10 protein-coding genes are annotated in these 15,271 nt (G+C 72.1%); 4 read left to right on the top strand and 6 right to left on the bottom strand.

Annotated features, from left to right (window positions below; genetic code table 11):
- The first annotated feature begins 222 nt into the window (after positions 1-222).
- Positions 223-1,047, top strand: coding sequence for a class I SAM-dependent methyltransferase (locus DMA15_RS08710; protein WP_125512163.1), 825 nt, complete (start codon positions 223-225; stop codon positions 1,045-1,047).
- Positions 1,048-1,051: 4 nt separating this feature from the next.
- Positions 1,052-3,910 carry an ATP-dependent helicase C-terminal domain-containing protein gene (locus DMA15_RS08715; protein ID WP_125512165.1) on the top strand — a complete coding sequence of 953 codons (2,859 nt, stop codon included), beginning with the start codon at positions 1,052-1,054 and terminating at the stop codon, positions 3,908-3,910.
- Here the strand turns inward: DMA15_RS08715 and DMA15_RS08720 are convergent.
- The 5 genes from DMA15_RS08720 to polA all read right to left on the bottom strand — a co-directional run bounded on the left by DMA15_RS08720 (position 3,907) and on the right by polA (position 11,378).
- Positions 3,907-4,932 (bottom strand): DUF3068 domain-containing protein, encoded by a 1,026-nt coding sequence (locus DMA15_RS08720; protein ID WP_125512167.1) that lies wholly within the window; start codon positions 4,930-4,932, stop codon positions 3,907-3,909. The two genes, DMA15_RS08715 and DMA15_RS08720, sit on opposite strands and share 4 nt — an antisense overlap.
- A 20-nt stretch (positions 4,933-4,952) precedes the next feature.
- Complete coding sequence (locus DMA15_RS08725) at positions 4,953-5,087, bottom strand: SPW_0924 family protein (protein WP_125512169.1); 135 nt, start codon at positions 5,085-5,087, stop codon at positions 4,953-4,955.
- Between the two features lie 157 nt (positions 5,088-5,244).
- Positions 5,245-7,002 (bottom strand): lytic transglycosylase domain-containing protein, encoded by a 1,758-nt coding sequence (locus DMA15_RS08730; protein WP_125512171.1) that lies wholly within the window; start codon positions 7,000-7,002, stop codon positions 5,245-5,247.
- Positions 7,003-7,182: 180 nt separating this feature from the next.
- On the bottom strand, positions 7,183-8,217 hold the full coding sequence (locus tag DMA15_RS08735; protein ID WP_125512173.1) for a serine hydrolase: 1,035 nt from the start codon (positions 8,215-8,217) through the stop codon (positions 7,183-7,185).
- A 407-nt stretch (positions 8,218-8,624) separates the two neighbouring features.
- Positions 8,625-11,378 carry a DNA polymerase I gene (polA, locus tag DMA15_RS08740; protein ID WP_125512175.1) on the bottom strand — a complete coding sequence of 918 codons (2,754 nt, stop codon included), beginning with the start codon at positions 11,376-11,378 and terminating at the stop codon, positions 8,625-8,627.
- A 124-nt stretch (positions 11,379-11,502) separates the two neighbouring features.
- Here polA and DMA15_RS08745 point away from each other — a divergent pair, with 124 nt between their 5' ends.
- Positions 11,503-13,782, top strand: coding sequence for an FdhF/YdeP family oxidoreductase (locus DMA15_RS08745; RefSeq protein ID WP_125512177.1), 2,280 nt, complete (start codon positions 11,503-11,505; stop codon positions 13,780-13,782).
- Positions 13,783-13,832: 50 nt separating this feature from the next.
- Positions 13,833-14,306, top strand: a complete 474-nt coding sequence (locus DMA15_RS08750) for a hotdog fold thioesterase (RefSeq protein WP_125512178.1) — start codon at positions 13,833-13,835, stop codon at positions 14,304-14,306.
- 273 nt (positions 14,307-14,579) lie between these two features.
- Here DMA15_RS08750 and DMA15_RS38120 read toward each other — a convergent pair whose 3' ends face one another.
- Positions 14,580-14,804 (bottom strand): hypothetical protein, encoded by a 225-nt coding sequence (locus DMA15_RS38120; protein ID WP_206302690.1) that lies wholly within the window; start codon positions 14,802-14,804, stop codon positions 14,580-14,582.
- Positions 14,805-15,271: the final 467 nt, after the last annotated feature.

Genomic DNA, 15,271 nt, shown 5'->3' on the forward strand with positions numbered 1-15,271 from the left:
CTATGTCTGAGGAGCGCAGGCTCGCAGCGCAACTTGTAGCATACGGGGGCAGCCGGACAGGGTCAATGCGCGAAGGCGTACACCCGGGGCGGAACGCCGCATACCCGGCACAAAACCTGTCGCCTGAGGCCACACGGGCCGCACCGCGCCCCCTTCGCGCCGAGATTTCGGCGCGATCCGCAGTAGGCGCCGAAGACGCAGAAGATACGGAAGATTACGACGATGGAGCCCATCATCCAAGAGTCCGAACTGCCGCCCGAGCCCGAGGCCACCCGCCGTGACGCGAATGTCACGGAGAGCAGTCGCGCCAACCGCGGCTGGTGGGACCGGAACGCCGACGATTACCAGATCGAGCACGGCACGTTCCTCGGGGACGACCGCTTCGTGTGGGGTCCCGAGGGGCTCGACGAGGTGGAGGCGGAGCTGCTCGGTCCGCCGGAGGACCTCAAGGACAAGGACATCCTGGAGATCGGCGCCGGTGCCGCCCAGTGCTCGCGCTGGCTGGCGTCGCAGGGCGCGCGGCCCGTCGCCCTCGACCTCTCGCACCGCCAGCTCCAGCACGCGCTGCGCATCGGCGGCCCGGTGCCGCTGGTGCAGGCCGACGCGGGGGTGCTGCCCTTCAAGGACGGCTCCTTCGACCTTGCCTGTTCCGCCTATGGGGCGCTGCCCTTCGTCGCCGACCCGGTGCTGGTCCTGAAGGAGGTGCACCGGGTGCTGCGGCCCGGCGGCCGCTTCGTCTTCTCCGCGACGCACCCCATCCGCTGGGCCTTTCCGGACGAGCCCGGTCCGGAGGGGCTCTCCGTGGCGGCCTCCTACTTCGACCGCACTCCTTATGTGGAGCAGGACGAGGAGGGCAACGCCGTCTACGTGGAGCACCACAGGACGATCGGCGACCGGGTGCGGGACATCGTGGCGGGCGGTTTCCGTCTCGTCGACATCGTGGAGCCGGAGTGGCCCGCATGGAACACCCAGGAGTGGGGCGGCTGGTCGCCGCTGCGCGGAAACCTGATCCCGGGGACGGCCATCTACGTCTGCGTACGAGACTGAGCATGTGATCCGTAACCCCGCTCTTGTGGACCTGCCCGTACGTGACGCGCTGCCCGCCCTCCGTTCCGCTCTGGAGGGGCCGGGCAGCGCGGTGCTGTGCGCACCGCCCGGCACGGGCAAGACGACGCTGGTGCCGCTGGCGCTCGCGGGCCTGATCGAGGCGCCGGGCGCCTTCGAGGGCGTACGCCGTGTCGTGGTCGCCGAGCCGCGGCGCATCGCCGCACGGGCCGCCGCGCGGCGGATGGCGTGGCTGCTCGGCGAGAAGGTGGGCGAGAGCGTCGGGTACACCGTGCGCGGGGAGCGTGTGGTGGGACCCCACGCGCGCGTGGAGGTCGTCACGACCGGCGTCCTGCTCCAGCGGCTGCAACGGGACCAGGAGCTGGCCGGTGTGGACGTCGTCGTCATCGACGAGTGCCATGAGCGGCATCTGGACGCGGACACCGTGGCGGCCTTCCTGGTGGACGTGCGGGCGGCGCTCCGGCCCGAGCTGCGGCTCGTGGCCGCGTCCGCGACGACCGACGCGGAGGGGTGGGCGCGGATCCTCGGGGACGCGCCCGTGGTGGAGGCGCGGGGGACCGCGCACCCCGTGGAGGTCGTCTGGGCGCCGCCCGCGCGCGAGGTGCGGCCGCCGCACGGCATGCGAGTCGATCCGGCGCTGCTGACGCATGTGGCGTCGGTGGTGCGGCGGGCGCTGGCCGAGCGGGACGGTGACGTGCTGTGTTTCCTGCCCGGGGTCGGCGAGATCGCGCGGGTGGCCGGGCAGCTGGGCGGCCTCGGGGGCCGCGAGGACGTCGAGGTGCTCCAGGTGCACGGGCGGGCGCCGGCGGCCGTGCAGGACGCGGTCCTCGCGGGGTCGCCGGGGCGGCGGGTCGTGCTGGCCACCTCGGTGGCCGAGTCGTCGTTGACGGTGCCTGGTGTGCGGGTGGTCGTGGACTCGGGCCTCGCGCGGGAGCCGCGGGTGGACCACGCGCGCGGGCTGAGCGCGCTGGCGACGGTGCGCGCCTCGCAGGCGGCGGGCAGGCAGCGTGCCGGGCGGGCCGGGCGTGAGGCTCCGGGGGCCGTGTACCGGTGCTGGTCGGAGGCGGAGAACGGGCGGCTGCCGCGCTTCCCCTCTCCGGAGATCAAGGTGGCGGACCTCGCGGCGTTCGCCTTGCAGGCGGCGTGCTGGGGCGATCCGGACGCCACCGGGCTCGCCCTCCTCGACGCTCCGCCGCTCGGCGCGATGGCGGCGGCGCGGGAGGTCCTGGCGGCGGTCGGGGCGGTGGACGCGGCCACGGGCCGGGTCACGGAACGGGGAAAGCGGATGTCCCGGGTGGGCCTGCACCCGCGCCTGGCGCGGGCCTTGCTGGACGCGGGGCCTCGCGTGGGCGCGCGGCGGGCGGCGGAGGTGGTCGCCCTCCTGAGCGAGGAGCCGCCACGGGAGTACGGGGACGACCTCACGGCGGCGTGGCGCACCGCACGCAGGGGCGGGGACGGCTACGCGACGCGCTGGCGCACGGAGACGCGGCGCTTGGCTTCGGCGGGGGGTTCTTCGGCGGGGGCCTCTCCGGCGGGAGCGGGGGGCGGGGTGGCTTCGGCTGGGGGCTCCTCGGCGGGAGCGGGGGCGGGTTCCTGGACAGGGCGGGGTGCGGATGCGGATGCGCCTTCGGCGCGGGATCTCTCCCACCCACCCGCCCAGTACCCGGCACCGGGCGCACCGTGCGCCGACGCTCCCGGAGACCGGGGTCCCGGGGCGCGGGGGCAGGAGCCTTTGGGTGCCGCGAGTCGGGCGGGTGGGTGGGAAACGCCCCGCCGAGGCCAAAGCACGGGGGCGGAGCGAAACCCCGGGGCGCCGGGGCGGGAGCCTTTGGGTGCGGCTGGGCGGGGGGACGAGTGGGGGTGTGGGGTTGTCGTCGCTCTGGGGTTTCCTGAGCGGGTGGGCCGGGCCGTGGGGGGCGGGACCTATCTCATGGCCAATGGGACCCGCGCCGAGCTGAAGGCAGGCTCCGCGCTGACGGGAGCCGAGTGGATCGCCGTCGCCGTCGCCGACCGCCCCGTCGGCGCCGGCCACGCCCGCGTGCTGCTGGCCGCGCACATCGACGAGGACATCGCGCGGAGCGCCGCCGCCCCACTCCTCTCGGAGCGGGCCGAAGTCGTCTGGTCCGGGGGCGACCTGGTGGCGCGGCACGTCGAACGCCTCGGGGCCATCGAATTGACGGTGCGCCCCTTGAAGAACCCCGACCCCACCCTCGTACGAAAGGGCCTTCTCACGGGGTTGCGCGAGGAAGGTACGGGGTTGCTGAAGTGGTCCCGGGGCGCTCAGGAGCTGCGGGAGCGGCTCGCGTTCCTGCACCGGCATCTGGGGGCGCCCTGGCCCGACGTGTCGGAGGACGCCCTCCACGCGCGCGTGGACGAGTGGCTGGAGCCCGAGCTGTCCAAGGCGCGCCGCCGCGCCGACCTGGCCCGCGTCGACGCCGGCCAGGCCCTCACGCGCCTCCTGCCGTGGGCGACCGGCGAGGCCGCCCGCCTCGACGCGCTCGCCCCGGAGCGGCTCGAGGTACCGAGCGGGTCCAGGATCCGGATCGACTACTCCGACCCCGAACAGCCCGTGCTCGCGGTGAAGTTGCAGGAGATGTTCGGCCTCGCGCAGACACCGCGGATCGCGGGCGGCGGCGTACCCGTCCTCGTCCACCTGCTGTCCCCCGCGGGCCGCCCCGCCGCCGTCACCGCAGACCTGGCCTCCTTCTGGCGCGACGGCTACCGCGCGGTGCGCTCCGAGCTGCGCGGCCGCTACCCCAAGCACCCGTGGCCGGAGGACCCGGCGGCGGCCGAGCCGACCCGGTACACGAAGGCCCGCCAGGCGCGGCGGCGCGACGACGCCTAGGCGCGGGCCGGTTTGGGCTCGGGTTCCGGTTCCGGGTCGTCGTCGTTGGAAGTGGCCGGCCGGGAGCCGTTCGCCCTGCGTGTGCGGGCCTCCAGCCAGAGGGAGAGCGCGAGCAGGAGCATGCCGAGGGCGAGGAAGCCCCAGGGGAGGTAGGAGGTGAGCAGGAGCACCAGGACGCGCTGGGACTTCACCAGGTCGACCGTGCTCTCGATGTAGTCCTCGCGCATCTTCACGTGCCCGGCGAAGACCGTCACCTTGTCGCGTTCGCCGAGGAGCGTGCCGCCGCGCAGTTCGTTCCTCTGGATCTCCTCGCCGTAGACGGGCGCCCCGGTGGTCGGCTCGACCCAGAACTTGCGGACCGTGGTGTACCAGCGGGTGGTGCCGGTCCCGGCGAGGGACTTCGGGGTGATGCCCTTGACCGGCATCGTCTTGGGGAAGGGCACCTTGGTCCAGGGGATGGTCTGCTCGAAGTAGTAGACCTTCACGCCGCGGAAGGTCCGTTCCCCCTTGTAGTGGATGGGTTTGGTGACGCGGGCCTGCGCGTCGAAGTACTCGTAGTCCCGCTTCTCCGTCAGGAAGGGCCACTTGAACTCGATGCCCTGGCGCTTGACGGGGTCCCCGTCGACCGACTCCCCGGGGGCGTGCACCGGCTCCTGGCTGTGCGCGTCGAAGATGTAGCGCTCGGGGATCTTGGAGACCATCTTGCCGTCGGCGTCCTGGACGTAGGAGAGCGCGTCCCAGACGACGACGTCGCGGGAGGAGTCCCCGTCGGCTTTCTCGATCTTCTCCGAGGCCTCCACGTTGCCCTTGAGGGTCTGCACGATGGTGACCTTGTCGATCTTCTTGGCCTTCATGGTGCCGTAGTCGATGAGGGTCGGGTCATCCGCCTCCAGGACCGCCTCCTGGTACTGGTTGGCCGGGACCTTCGCGAGGCGCGGGAAGGCGTACCAGCGCGTGAGCGGGGACATGGCCGTGAAGAACACGGCGAAGGCGAGCAGGACGAGGCCGGCCTTGCGGCGCATCGCGGCGACCCTCCCTCCGTCTAAGGGTGCTCGGGGACTGTGGTGAGGAGCGGCTCGGGTGACGTCTCACCGGCCGGAGCGCCGATCGCGGTGATCGTCAGGGTCAGGGCGAGCGCGACGGCGAGGCCGATCGCGGCGGCGATGAGGGCACGCATGCGGGGCCTCCCGGGTCGGCTCGCTGCCACAGGTGATAGGGCGTCAGGGCGGGCACCGTAGCAACGCGGGGGCGAGATGAGAACACGTCGCACCACACAAGGACCGCCCCTGCGCCGTGGAGGGCGAGGGGCGGTCCTGGGTGAGGGGGCCGGTCGGCTAGTCGGCCTGGGTCGTCGGGGCCGCGGGGGCAGTCGGGACGTCAGGGGTGGTCGGGGTGGTCGGGGTGGAATCGGCCGGGGCCGTCACCTTCAGTTCGACGGTGAGGGTGCCGCCGCCGACCGTGGCGATCCGCAGCAGATACGTGCCCGCGGCGTCGTCGGCGTACAGCTTCGGCAGCTTCAGCAGGCCGTTCGCGTCCGTCTTCAGACCCTTCAGGGCGCGGACGGGGTTGCCGTTCACGTCCTTGAAGTAGGGGCCCTTGTCGTTGGGCGTGGCGTCCGTCGCCGACGTGATCAGGGTCGCGGAGGCCGTGACACCGTCGGCCGCCTCGCCCTTGTACGTCGCCTTGACCTCGACCCGGTCGGCGAACTCCTTGCCCGCCTCGCAGGTCAGCGGCTTGTCGCTGGTCCTGACGAGCGCGTCCGCCTGGGGCGCGGTGACCTTCGCGGTGTAGTCGAGGCCCGTCAGCGTGCGGCCCACGACGGTGGCGCGCACGGCGAACTGGCCCGTCCTCTTGCCCGCCTTGAGCACGGGAGCGGTGGCCTTGCCCGCGGCGGTCGTGGTGATGACGGCGCTCCGCGCGCCGCCCTCGAAACGGGCGTCCGTGTCGCCGACGACCCGGAACTTCACCTTGACCTTGGCCACGCCCGAGCCCGACTTGGACTCCGTACGCACCTCGACGCGCTCGGCGAAGGCGTCGCCCGCCGCCGCGCTCAGCGTGCCGGTACCGGCGTCCTTGAGGCGCGCGACCCGCTCGGTGGGCGTGGGCGGGTCGGGCTTGTCGTCGCCGCCGTTGCCAGGCTTCTCGGACCCGCCGCCGCCCTTGCCGGGTGTGTGGGTGCCGGTCCTGTCCCTGTTGCCGTTGTCGCCCTTGTCGCCCTTGCCGGGCTTGTGCGAGCCGGTGCCGCCCGGCGTCAGGCTCGGGCCCAGGCCCGGGACGCGGCGGTCGCTGCGGTCGTCGGGCAGGACGCCCTTGCCGTCGGGAACCTCGTGGACGCCGTTGCGGTAGTACTCCAGCCACGACAGGACCGTGTTCAGGTACTCCGTCGACTGGTTGTAGCTCAGGATCGCCCGGTGCAGATCGTCCTCGACGGCCAGGTCGCGGTCGTTCGCGCAGAGGTAGTGGCCTGCGGCGAGCGCCGCGTCGTAGATGTTGTTGGGGTCCTTCTTGCCGTCGTCGTTGCCGTCCTGGCCCGAGAAGGCCCACGTCGCCGGGATGAACTGCATGGGGCCGACCGCGCGGTCGTGCGTGGTGTCGCCGTCGTACGCGCCCTTGTCGGTGTCGGTGATCTTCGCGAAGCCGTTGCCGTTGAGGACCGGGCCGAGGATCGGCTTGGGCGTCGTGCCGTTCGCGTCGACGCGGCCGCCGCGGGCGTGGCCCGACTCGACCTTGCCGATGGCGGCGAGCAGCTGCCAGGGGACGTTGCAGCCGGGCTTGGCCTCGGCGAGCGCGGTCTCGGCCTTCTTGTACGCGTCCAGGACGGTGGCCGGGACGCCCGCCTCGGCCTCCTTGTCACCGCCGTTGGGCGCGGCCGGGACGGGGCTCTTCAGAGGCGGCAGGTCCGTGTAGTAGGGCGAGTCGCCGGTCGCGGAGTCGCCTCCGGGCGGGGTGTCCGACGCCCCCGTCGTCTGCCCGTCGCGTGGAACGTCCGTCACGCCCGGGGCCTGCGACGCGGCCAGTGCCGCCACCGCCGCCGCGGCCACCGCGCTGGTCACCGCTCCCCTGCGCAGCCGCCTGCCGATTACCGGCGCCATGACCGAGCCACCCCTCCCCTTTGACTGCTGTGGTGCGCCGACCCCACCTCCGTACGCGCTTGCTTTCGTACGCGCGTGCTCCCCAGTGGGGCGGCTCTGGCGACACTACGACAACTTGCAGCGCCCAGGCACCCGTTCGTGCCCGGTTTTTACCAGTTGGCCGAGACCGCGACAGGGCTGTTACGCCGCGGGGGCGTCGCCCTCCTCCTCCGGTGGCGTGAAGTCGCCTTCGGGCGGGGTGAAATCGCCTTGTGGTGGCGGGGCGTAGTCGCCTTGCGGCGGGGCCGAGCCGTCCGGGGTCTCGCTGATCTCGCTCTGCGGGGTGAGGGCCTGGCCTATGGCCCGGCCCTTGTTGAGGCCGCGGTGCACGGCCTGCGCGACGCGCTCCACGGTGCGTACTCCGTAGGCCATGGTGGGGTTGCCGTGGGTGAGGACGACGATGCGGTATGTGCGGTCGCCGCCGGTGAACACGCCGACGCTGTGTACGCGCCAGCCGTGCGTGGCCCTGGGCAGCCAGCCGTTCTTGAGGTGGGCGCGCAGACCGCGCGGCATGCCCGCGGGCACGCCCCAGCGCTGGTCGCCGCGGACGTCGGCCATCTGCCGGAGCCCGTACGCGCGCGCGGCGGGCTTGAGGACGCCGCGGGCGCCGGTGAGCACGCCGAGCAGGCGCTGCTGGTCGGCGGCCGTGGTGCGGGTCAGGCCCCAATAGCCGTACGAGCCAAGGGTGGTGGCGGTGGTGCCGACGCGGCGCAGGAAACGGGAGAGGTAGGCGTGGCCCAAGTCGTGCCAGAGCCGCCCGGTCGCGTCGTTGTCCGAGCGGGTGATCATGGGGCGGATCCGTCGGCGCTCCCAGGCGGTGAGGCCGCGGCCCCACTCCTGTGCGCGGTGCAGCGCGGCCTCCATCGTCAGGACCTTGGCGACGCTGGCCGCGTCGTAACGGCGGTGGCTCGCGAGGTCGCAGACGAGGCCGGTACGGGTGTCTCGTACGGATACGGAGACGCTGCCGGCCCTGGACGACAGCGCCGCCCGGATGTCCTGGGACATCCGGGCGGCGAGGGTCCAGTCGCTGTCGGCCGTGCAGAGGGCCGCGCCCTGCTGGTCACTGGCGTCGGCGGCGGTCGCCGGTATGGGGCTCAGCGGTATGGGGCCCAGCAGGGCCGTGGTGAGCGCCGCGGCGAGCATGGAGCGGCGGCGCGGTCTCGGGTGAGGGGCCATGCGTTCATCCTGGCGGGGGCGCCTTCGGGGGGCGCGGGGGCGGCGTCCACGCGAGTGAGGGGTCTGGCCGGGGGCCTTGGTGCCGGGTATCTGTGCGGGTGCGCTCGGCTCAGCGCGCTTCCTCGCGTCCCGGTATCCCTGCGGGTGCGTTGTGGTTGCTCGCGCAGTTCCCCGCGCCCCTGTCGGGGCGCCTTCGCATTCGTATTTCTGCGGGTGCGTCGTGGCTGAGCGCGCAGTTCCTCGCGCCCCTGTCGGGGCGCCCCGTAGGGGCGCGGGGAACGGCGCGAGCAACCACCGCGGACCCGCACAGGTACCCAGGACCGAGGACCCGGGCGGCCGCAGCGGGGCCCGCAGGGTCAGAAGGGCCGAACCCCGGCGCACCCCCACCGCCCCCCGGCCCGGGAGGGCTAGTGCGCTGCGGATTCCCAGTCCGCGCCCACCCCCACCGAAACATCCAGCGGCGCCCGCAGGGCCACCGCGCCCGCCATCTCCCGGCGGACCAGCTCCTCCACCTTCGCCCGCTCCCCCGGAGCGATCTCCAGCACGATTTCGTCGTGGACCTGGAGCAGCATGCGCGAGTCGAGCTTCGCCTCGGTCAGCGCACGGTGGACGTTGAGCATCGCGATCTTGACGATGTCCGCCGCCGTGCCCTGGATCGGCGCGTTCAGCGCCATCCGCTCGGCCATCTCGCGCCGCTGGCGGTTGTCGCTGTTGAGGTCGGGGAGATAGCGGCGGCGGCCCAGCATCGTCTCCGTGTACCCCGTGGCGCGCGCCTCGTCGACCGCGCGGCGCAGATAGTCCCGCACCCCGCCGAACCGCTCGAAGTACGTGTCCATCAGCGCACGCGCCTCGCCCGCTTCGATGTTCAGCTGCTGGGAGAGGCCGAACGCCGACAGGCCGTACGCCAAGCCGTACGACATCGCCTTGATCTTGCGCCGCATCTCCGCGTCGACCTTCGAGCGGTCCACGGAGAACACCTGCGAGGCGACCGTGGTGTGCAGGTCCTCACCGGAGGTGAACGCCTCCAGGAGGCCCTCGTCCTCGGAGAGGTGCGCCATCACGCGCAGCTCGATCTGGCTGTAGTCCGCCGTCATCAGCGACTCGAAGCCCTCGCCGACCACGAAGCCGCGGCGGATCGCCCGGCCCTCGTCCGTGCGGACCGGGATGTTCTGGAGGTTGGGCTCGGTCGAGGAGAGACGGCCCGTGGCGGCCACCGTCTGGTTGAACGTGGTGTGGATGCGGCCGTCCGCGGCGATCGACTTGATCAGCCCCTCGACGGTGACGCGCAGCTTCGCCTGCTCGCGGTGGCGGAGCATGATGACCGGCAGTTCGTTCTCCGTCTGGGCCGCGAGCCAGGCCAGCGCGTCGGCGTCCGTGGTGTACCCGGTCTTGGTCTTCTTCGTCTTGGGGAGGTTCAGCTCGCCGAAGAGGACTTCCTGGAGCTGCTTGGGCGAGCCGAGGTTGAACTCGTGCCCCGCCGCGGCGTGCGCCTCCTTCACGGCCTGCTGGACGGCGCCCGCGAACTGCTGCTCCATCGCCTCCAGATGGGCGCGGTCCGCCGCGATGCCGTGCCGCTCCAGGCGCGCCAGGAGCGTGGACGTCGGCAGCTCGACGTCCTTCAGGAGGTCGCTCGCGCCGACCTCGCGCAGCTTCTCGCCGAAGGCCGTGCCCAGGTCGAGGATGGTGCGGGCCTGCGACATGAGGTTGTCGGCCTCGGCGCGGTCGTCGTCCTCCGTGCCGAAGGCGAGCTGGCCGTCCGCGGCGGAGGCGGGCGCCAGCTCACGGCCCAGGTATTCGAGGGAGAGGGCGTCGAGGGCGAAGGAGCGGCGGCCCGGCTTGACCAGGTAGGCGGCCAGGGCGGTGTCCATGGTGACGCCGTCCACGGCCCAGCCGTGCTCGGGGAAGACCCGCATCACCGCCTTGGCGTTGTGCAGGACCTTCGGCTTGGCCGGGTCGGCGATCCAGGCCGCGAACGCGTTCTCGTCGGCCTCGTCCACGCTCGCCGGGTCGAACCAGGCGGCCGCTCCACCGGCCGCGGCGAGCGCGACCTCGGTGACCGTGCCCGAACCGAGCTGCCAGGTGTCGACCGTGGCCATGCCCAGGACCGCCTTGCCGTGCTCGGCGAGCCACGGGGCCAGCTCGCCCGCGCCCAGCACCACGCCGTCCAGCTCGACGCCCGGCTCGGCCGGGGCCTGCTCGGCCTCCTCGGCTCCCGGGTCGACGGCCAGCAGACGCTCGCGCAGCGAGGGGTTACGGATCTCCAGGGTGTCCAGGACCATGGCGAGCGCCGTGCGGTCGTACGGAGCGCGCTCCAGGTCGGCGACCGTCTTGGGCAGCTCGACGTCACGCACCATCTCGGTCAGGCGGCGGTTGAGCTTGACCGACTCCAGGTGCTCGCGGAAGTTCTGCCCGGCCTTGCCCTTGACCTCCTCGGCGCGCTCGACCAGCTCGGCGAACGAACCGAACTGGTTGATCCACTTCGCGGCGGTCTTCTCGCCGACGCCCGGGATGCCGGGGAGGTTGTCCGACGGGTCGCCGCGCAGCGCCGCGAAGTCGGGGTACTGGCTGGGGGTGAGGCCGTACTTCTCCGTGACCTTCTCCGGGGTGAAGCGCGTCAGCTCCGAGACGCCCTTCGTCGGGTAGAGCACGGTCACATGGTCGGTGATCAACTGGAAGGAGTCGCGGTCACCGGTGACGATCAGCACTTCAAAACCGGCCGCCTCCGCCTGCGTGGCGAGCGTCGCGATGACGTCGTCCGCCTCGAAGCCGTCGACCGCGAAGCGCACCGCGTGCATCGCGTCGAGCATCTCGCCGATCAGCTCGACCTGGCCCTTGAACTCGTCCGGGGTCTTGGAGCGATTCGCCTTGTAGTCGGGGAACTCCTGCGAGCGCCACGTCTTGCGCGACACGTCGAACGCCACCGCGAAGTGCGTGGGCGCCTCGTCGCGCAGCGTGTTCGCCAGCATCGACGCGAAGCCGTAGATCGCGTTCGTCGGCTGGCCCGTCGCGGTCGTGAAATTCTCCGCGGGCAGCGCGAAGAACGCCCGATAGGCCAGGGAGTGCCCATCCATGAGGAGCAGGCGCGGGCGCTGCTCGCCACCCGCCCCGCCGGCCTTGGTCGCCGCGGTCTCGGACTTCTTCTTCGCTGCTGTTTCTGCCACGTCCCCGATCCTGCCACGCCCCACTGACAGTCCCGTCCCGCCCGGCCCCTGAGCCGGGCGTTGTCACCGCCGCGTGGGAGTATCGGAGACGTAGCTCACGTACGTGCTCGAAGGGGAGCCGACCATGGCAAGCAAGCCGCCCAAGGGCGATCCGGTCCAGGACGCTCCGCAGGTCGCCGAGGTCAAGCACGCGGCGGCGGGGCTGCCCGCCATCGGCCCCACCCTGCGGATCGCCCAGCAGCAGATGGGCGTGCGCCGCGCCGCGCTCACCCTGCTGCGGGTCAATCAGAAGGACGGCTTCGACTGCCCCGGCTGCGCCTGGCCCGAGCCGGACCACCGCCACAAGGCGGAGTTCTGCGAGAACGGCGCGAAGGCCGTCGCCGAGGAAGCCACCCTGCGCCGCGTCACCCCCGACTTCTTCGCCGCGCACCCGGTCGCCGACCTCGCCACCCGCAGTGGGTACTGGCTCGGCCAGCAGGGCCGCCTCACCCACCCCATGTACCTGGCGGAGGGCGCCGAGCGGTACGAGCCGGTCTCCTGGGAGCGGGCCTTCGACATCGTCGCCGAGGAGATCGCCGCCCTCGGGAGCCCGGACGAGTCCGTCTTCTACACCTCCGGACGCACCAGCAACGAAGCGGCGTTCCTCTACCAGCTCTTCGCCCGCGAGCTGGGCACGAACAACCTCCCCGACTGTTCGAACATGTGCCATGAGTCGTCCGGCTCCGCACTGACCGAGACCCTCGGCATCGGCAAGGGCAGCGTCCTGCTCGAAGACCTCTACAAGTCGGATCTGATCATCGTCGCCGGTCAGAACCCCGGCACGAACCACCCGCGCATGCTCGCCGCCCTGGAGAAGGCCAAGCACAACGGCGCGAAGATCATCACGGTCAATCCGCTGCCCGAAGCGGGCATGGAGCGCTTCAAGGACCCCCAGACCCCGCGCGGCCTGCTCAAGGGCACCGCCCTCACCGACCTCTTCCTCCAGATCCGCCTCGGCGGCGACCAGGCGCTCTTCCGCCTCCTGAACAAGCTGATCCTCCAGACCGAGGGCGCCGTCGACGAGACGTTCGTACGCGAACACACCCATGGGTACGAGGAGTTCACCGCCGCCGCCCAGGACGCCGACTGGGACGACACCCTCAGGGCCACCGGCCTGGACCGCGCCCGCATCGAGGAAGCCCTCGCCATGGTCCTCGCCTCGAAGCGCACCGTCGTGTGCTGGGCGATGGGCCTCACCCAGCACAAACACTCCGTGCCGACCATCCGCGAAGTCGTCAACTTCCTCCTGCTGCGCGGCAACATCGGCCGCCCCGGAGCCGGCGTCTGCCCCGTGCGCGGCCACTCGAACGTGCAGGGCGACCGCACGATGGGCATCTTCGAACGCCCCGCGCCCGCCTTCCTGGAAGCCCTGGAGAAGGAGTTCGGCTTCGCCCCGCCCCGCCACCACGGCCTGGACGTCGTCCGCGCCATCCGCGCCCTGCGCGACGGCGAGGCGAAGGTGTTCTTCGCCATGGGCGGCAATTTCGTGTCGGCCTCCCCCGACACCGAGGTCACCGAGGCCGCCATGCGCAAGGCCCGCCTGACCGTGCACGTCTCCACCAAGCTGAACCGCTCGCACGCCGTGACCGGCGCGCGCGCCCTCATCCTGCCCACCCTCGGCCGCACCGAGCGCGATCTCCAGGCCGGCGGCGAGCAGTTCGTGACCGTCGAGGACTCCATGGGCATGGTGCACGCCTCCCGCGGCCGCCTGAAGCCCGCGAGCGACCAGCTGCTCTCCGAGCCCGCCATCGTCTGCCGCCTCGCCCGCCGCGTCCTCGGCCCCGACTCCCGCACCCCCTGGGAGGAGTTCGAGAAGGACTACGCCACCGTCCGCGACCGCATCGCCCGCGTCATCCCCGGCTTCGAGGACTTCAACGCGCGCGTGGCCCACCCCGGCGGCTTCGCCCTGCCGCACGCCCCGCGCGACGAGCGCCGCTTCCCCACCACCACCGGCAAGGCCAACTTCACGGCCGCCCCCGTGGAGTACCCCACCGTCCCCGAAGGACGGCTGCTGCTCCAGACCCTGCGCTCCCACGACCAGTACAACACCACCATCTACGGCCTCGACGACCGCTACCGCGGCATCAAGAACGGCCGCCGCGTCGTCCTGGTCAACCCCGAGGACGCCGAGGAACTGGGCCTCGCCGACGGCGCGTACACCGACCTGGTCAGCGAGTGGCGGGACGGCGTGGAGCGCCGCGCGCCCGGCTTCCGCGTCGTGCACTACCCCACGGCCAGGGGCTGCGCCGCCGCCTACTACCCGGAGACGAACGTCCTGGTGCCGCTGGACGCGACCGCGGACACCAGCAACACCCCTGCCAGCAAGTCCGTCGTCGTGCGCCTGGAACAATCGACGGTCGACTGAGCGTTCGCTCAGCGACAGGTGACGACGTCGAACGAACGGAGCCGGGCCCCATGGGCGAGCAGCACAGCGTGAAGTTCCCGCAGGAGGTCATCGACGAGTACGCCTCGCTCGGTGTCGACCTGCCCTCCCTGTTCTCGGCGGGCCACCTCGGCACCCGGATGGGCGTCCAGATCCTGGAGGCCTCGGCGGAGCGCGTCGTCGGCACCATGCCCGTCGAGGGCAACACCCAGCCGTACGGCCTGTTGCACGGCGGCGCCTCCGCGGTCCTCGCCGAGACCCTCGGCTCGGTCGGCGCGATGCTGCACGGCGGCATCACCAAGCTCGCCGTCGGCGTCGACCTGAACTGCACCCACCACCGCGGCGCCCGCTCGGGCCTGGTCACCGGCGTGGCCACGCCCGTGCACCGCGGCCGCTCCACGGCCACGTACGAGATCGTGATCAGCGACGAGCAGGGCAAGCGGGTATGCAGCGCGCGCCTGACGTGCATGCTGCGGGACGCGCCCGCGGGCGGCGCCGGAGCCTGATCCGGAGAGGGACCGCACGCACAGGGCCGGAGCCTCTGGCTCCGGTCTAGCCTCGGCGCATGAGGCACCGGATGCGCCGCCGCGACGGCGGGCCGTACGGATGAATGCCGTCGGGCCCGTCGAGCCGGGCGAAAACACCTACGCCCAAGAGGCCGCCGCCCACGAGGCCGCCGCCCCCGAGCCCGCGCCGCCCGCCCGGCGCGGGACGCGCCACCGTCGTACGGCGATCGCCGCCGCCACGGCGGTGGCCCTGGGCGCGGCCGGTCTCGGCCTCTATCTGACCCGCCCCGAGCCGCCGCCCGAGCCGCCCCCGCCCTGGCCGTCGCAGAGCGTGTCGGTGACGTACACGGGCGAGATGTCCCGTCCCCGGGCCGGGGAGCGGGACTTCACCTTCGCCGTCACCTTCACCCAGGCGTCCGGACCCCCGGTCACCGTCCGCCAGGTCGCCCAGCCCTCGGCGTCGCTTTCGGTGCGTACCTCCCCCGGCCCCCCATTCACGGTGAAAACGGGAACACCCCGGAAGTTGATCATCACGATGCACATTCGCGAATGCGGAGAAGTGCCACGGAATGCCGGGCTCCCTTTCCTCGAAGTAACACTGCGTAATGCGCGCGCAAACGAGCGGCAGAGTTACATCCTGGGTCCGGAATACGCGAATGATCTTTCCGCGGCTCTGAGCGCCGCATGCCCACGAACACGCGTGTCATGAGCCAAACGCCTTTACGCTCCTGCCGCTTTGTCCTGGAGATTCTCAGCATGTGGATGCGTCGAGATCCACCGAACAAGGTCATATTCGGTCCCAACCGCCCCCTGCGTTCCAGCCCGGAATACTCCGTGGCATAACAAGAGCGTCACAGCCTTGGTCTGACCACTCCACCTGGAACAAAGGCGCCCTTAGAGTCACGGCCAGTCACCGCGCCCACCGGATTCCTCTCAGTTCGGTTCCGCGCTCGACTCGGCGTTCC

The organism is Streptomyces sp. WAC 01529, from assembly GCF_003945545.1.
In the GTDB taxonomy this organism is placed as follows: domain Bacteria; phylum Actinomycetota; class Actinomycetes; order Streptomycetales; family Streptomycetaceae; genus Streptomyces; species Streptomyces anatolicus.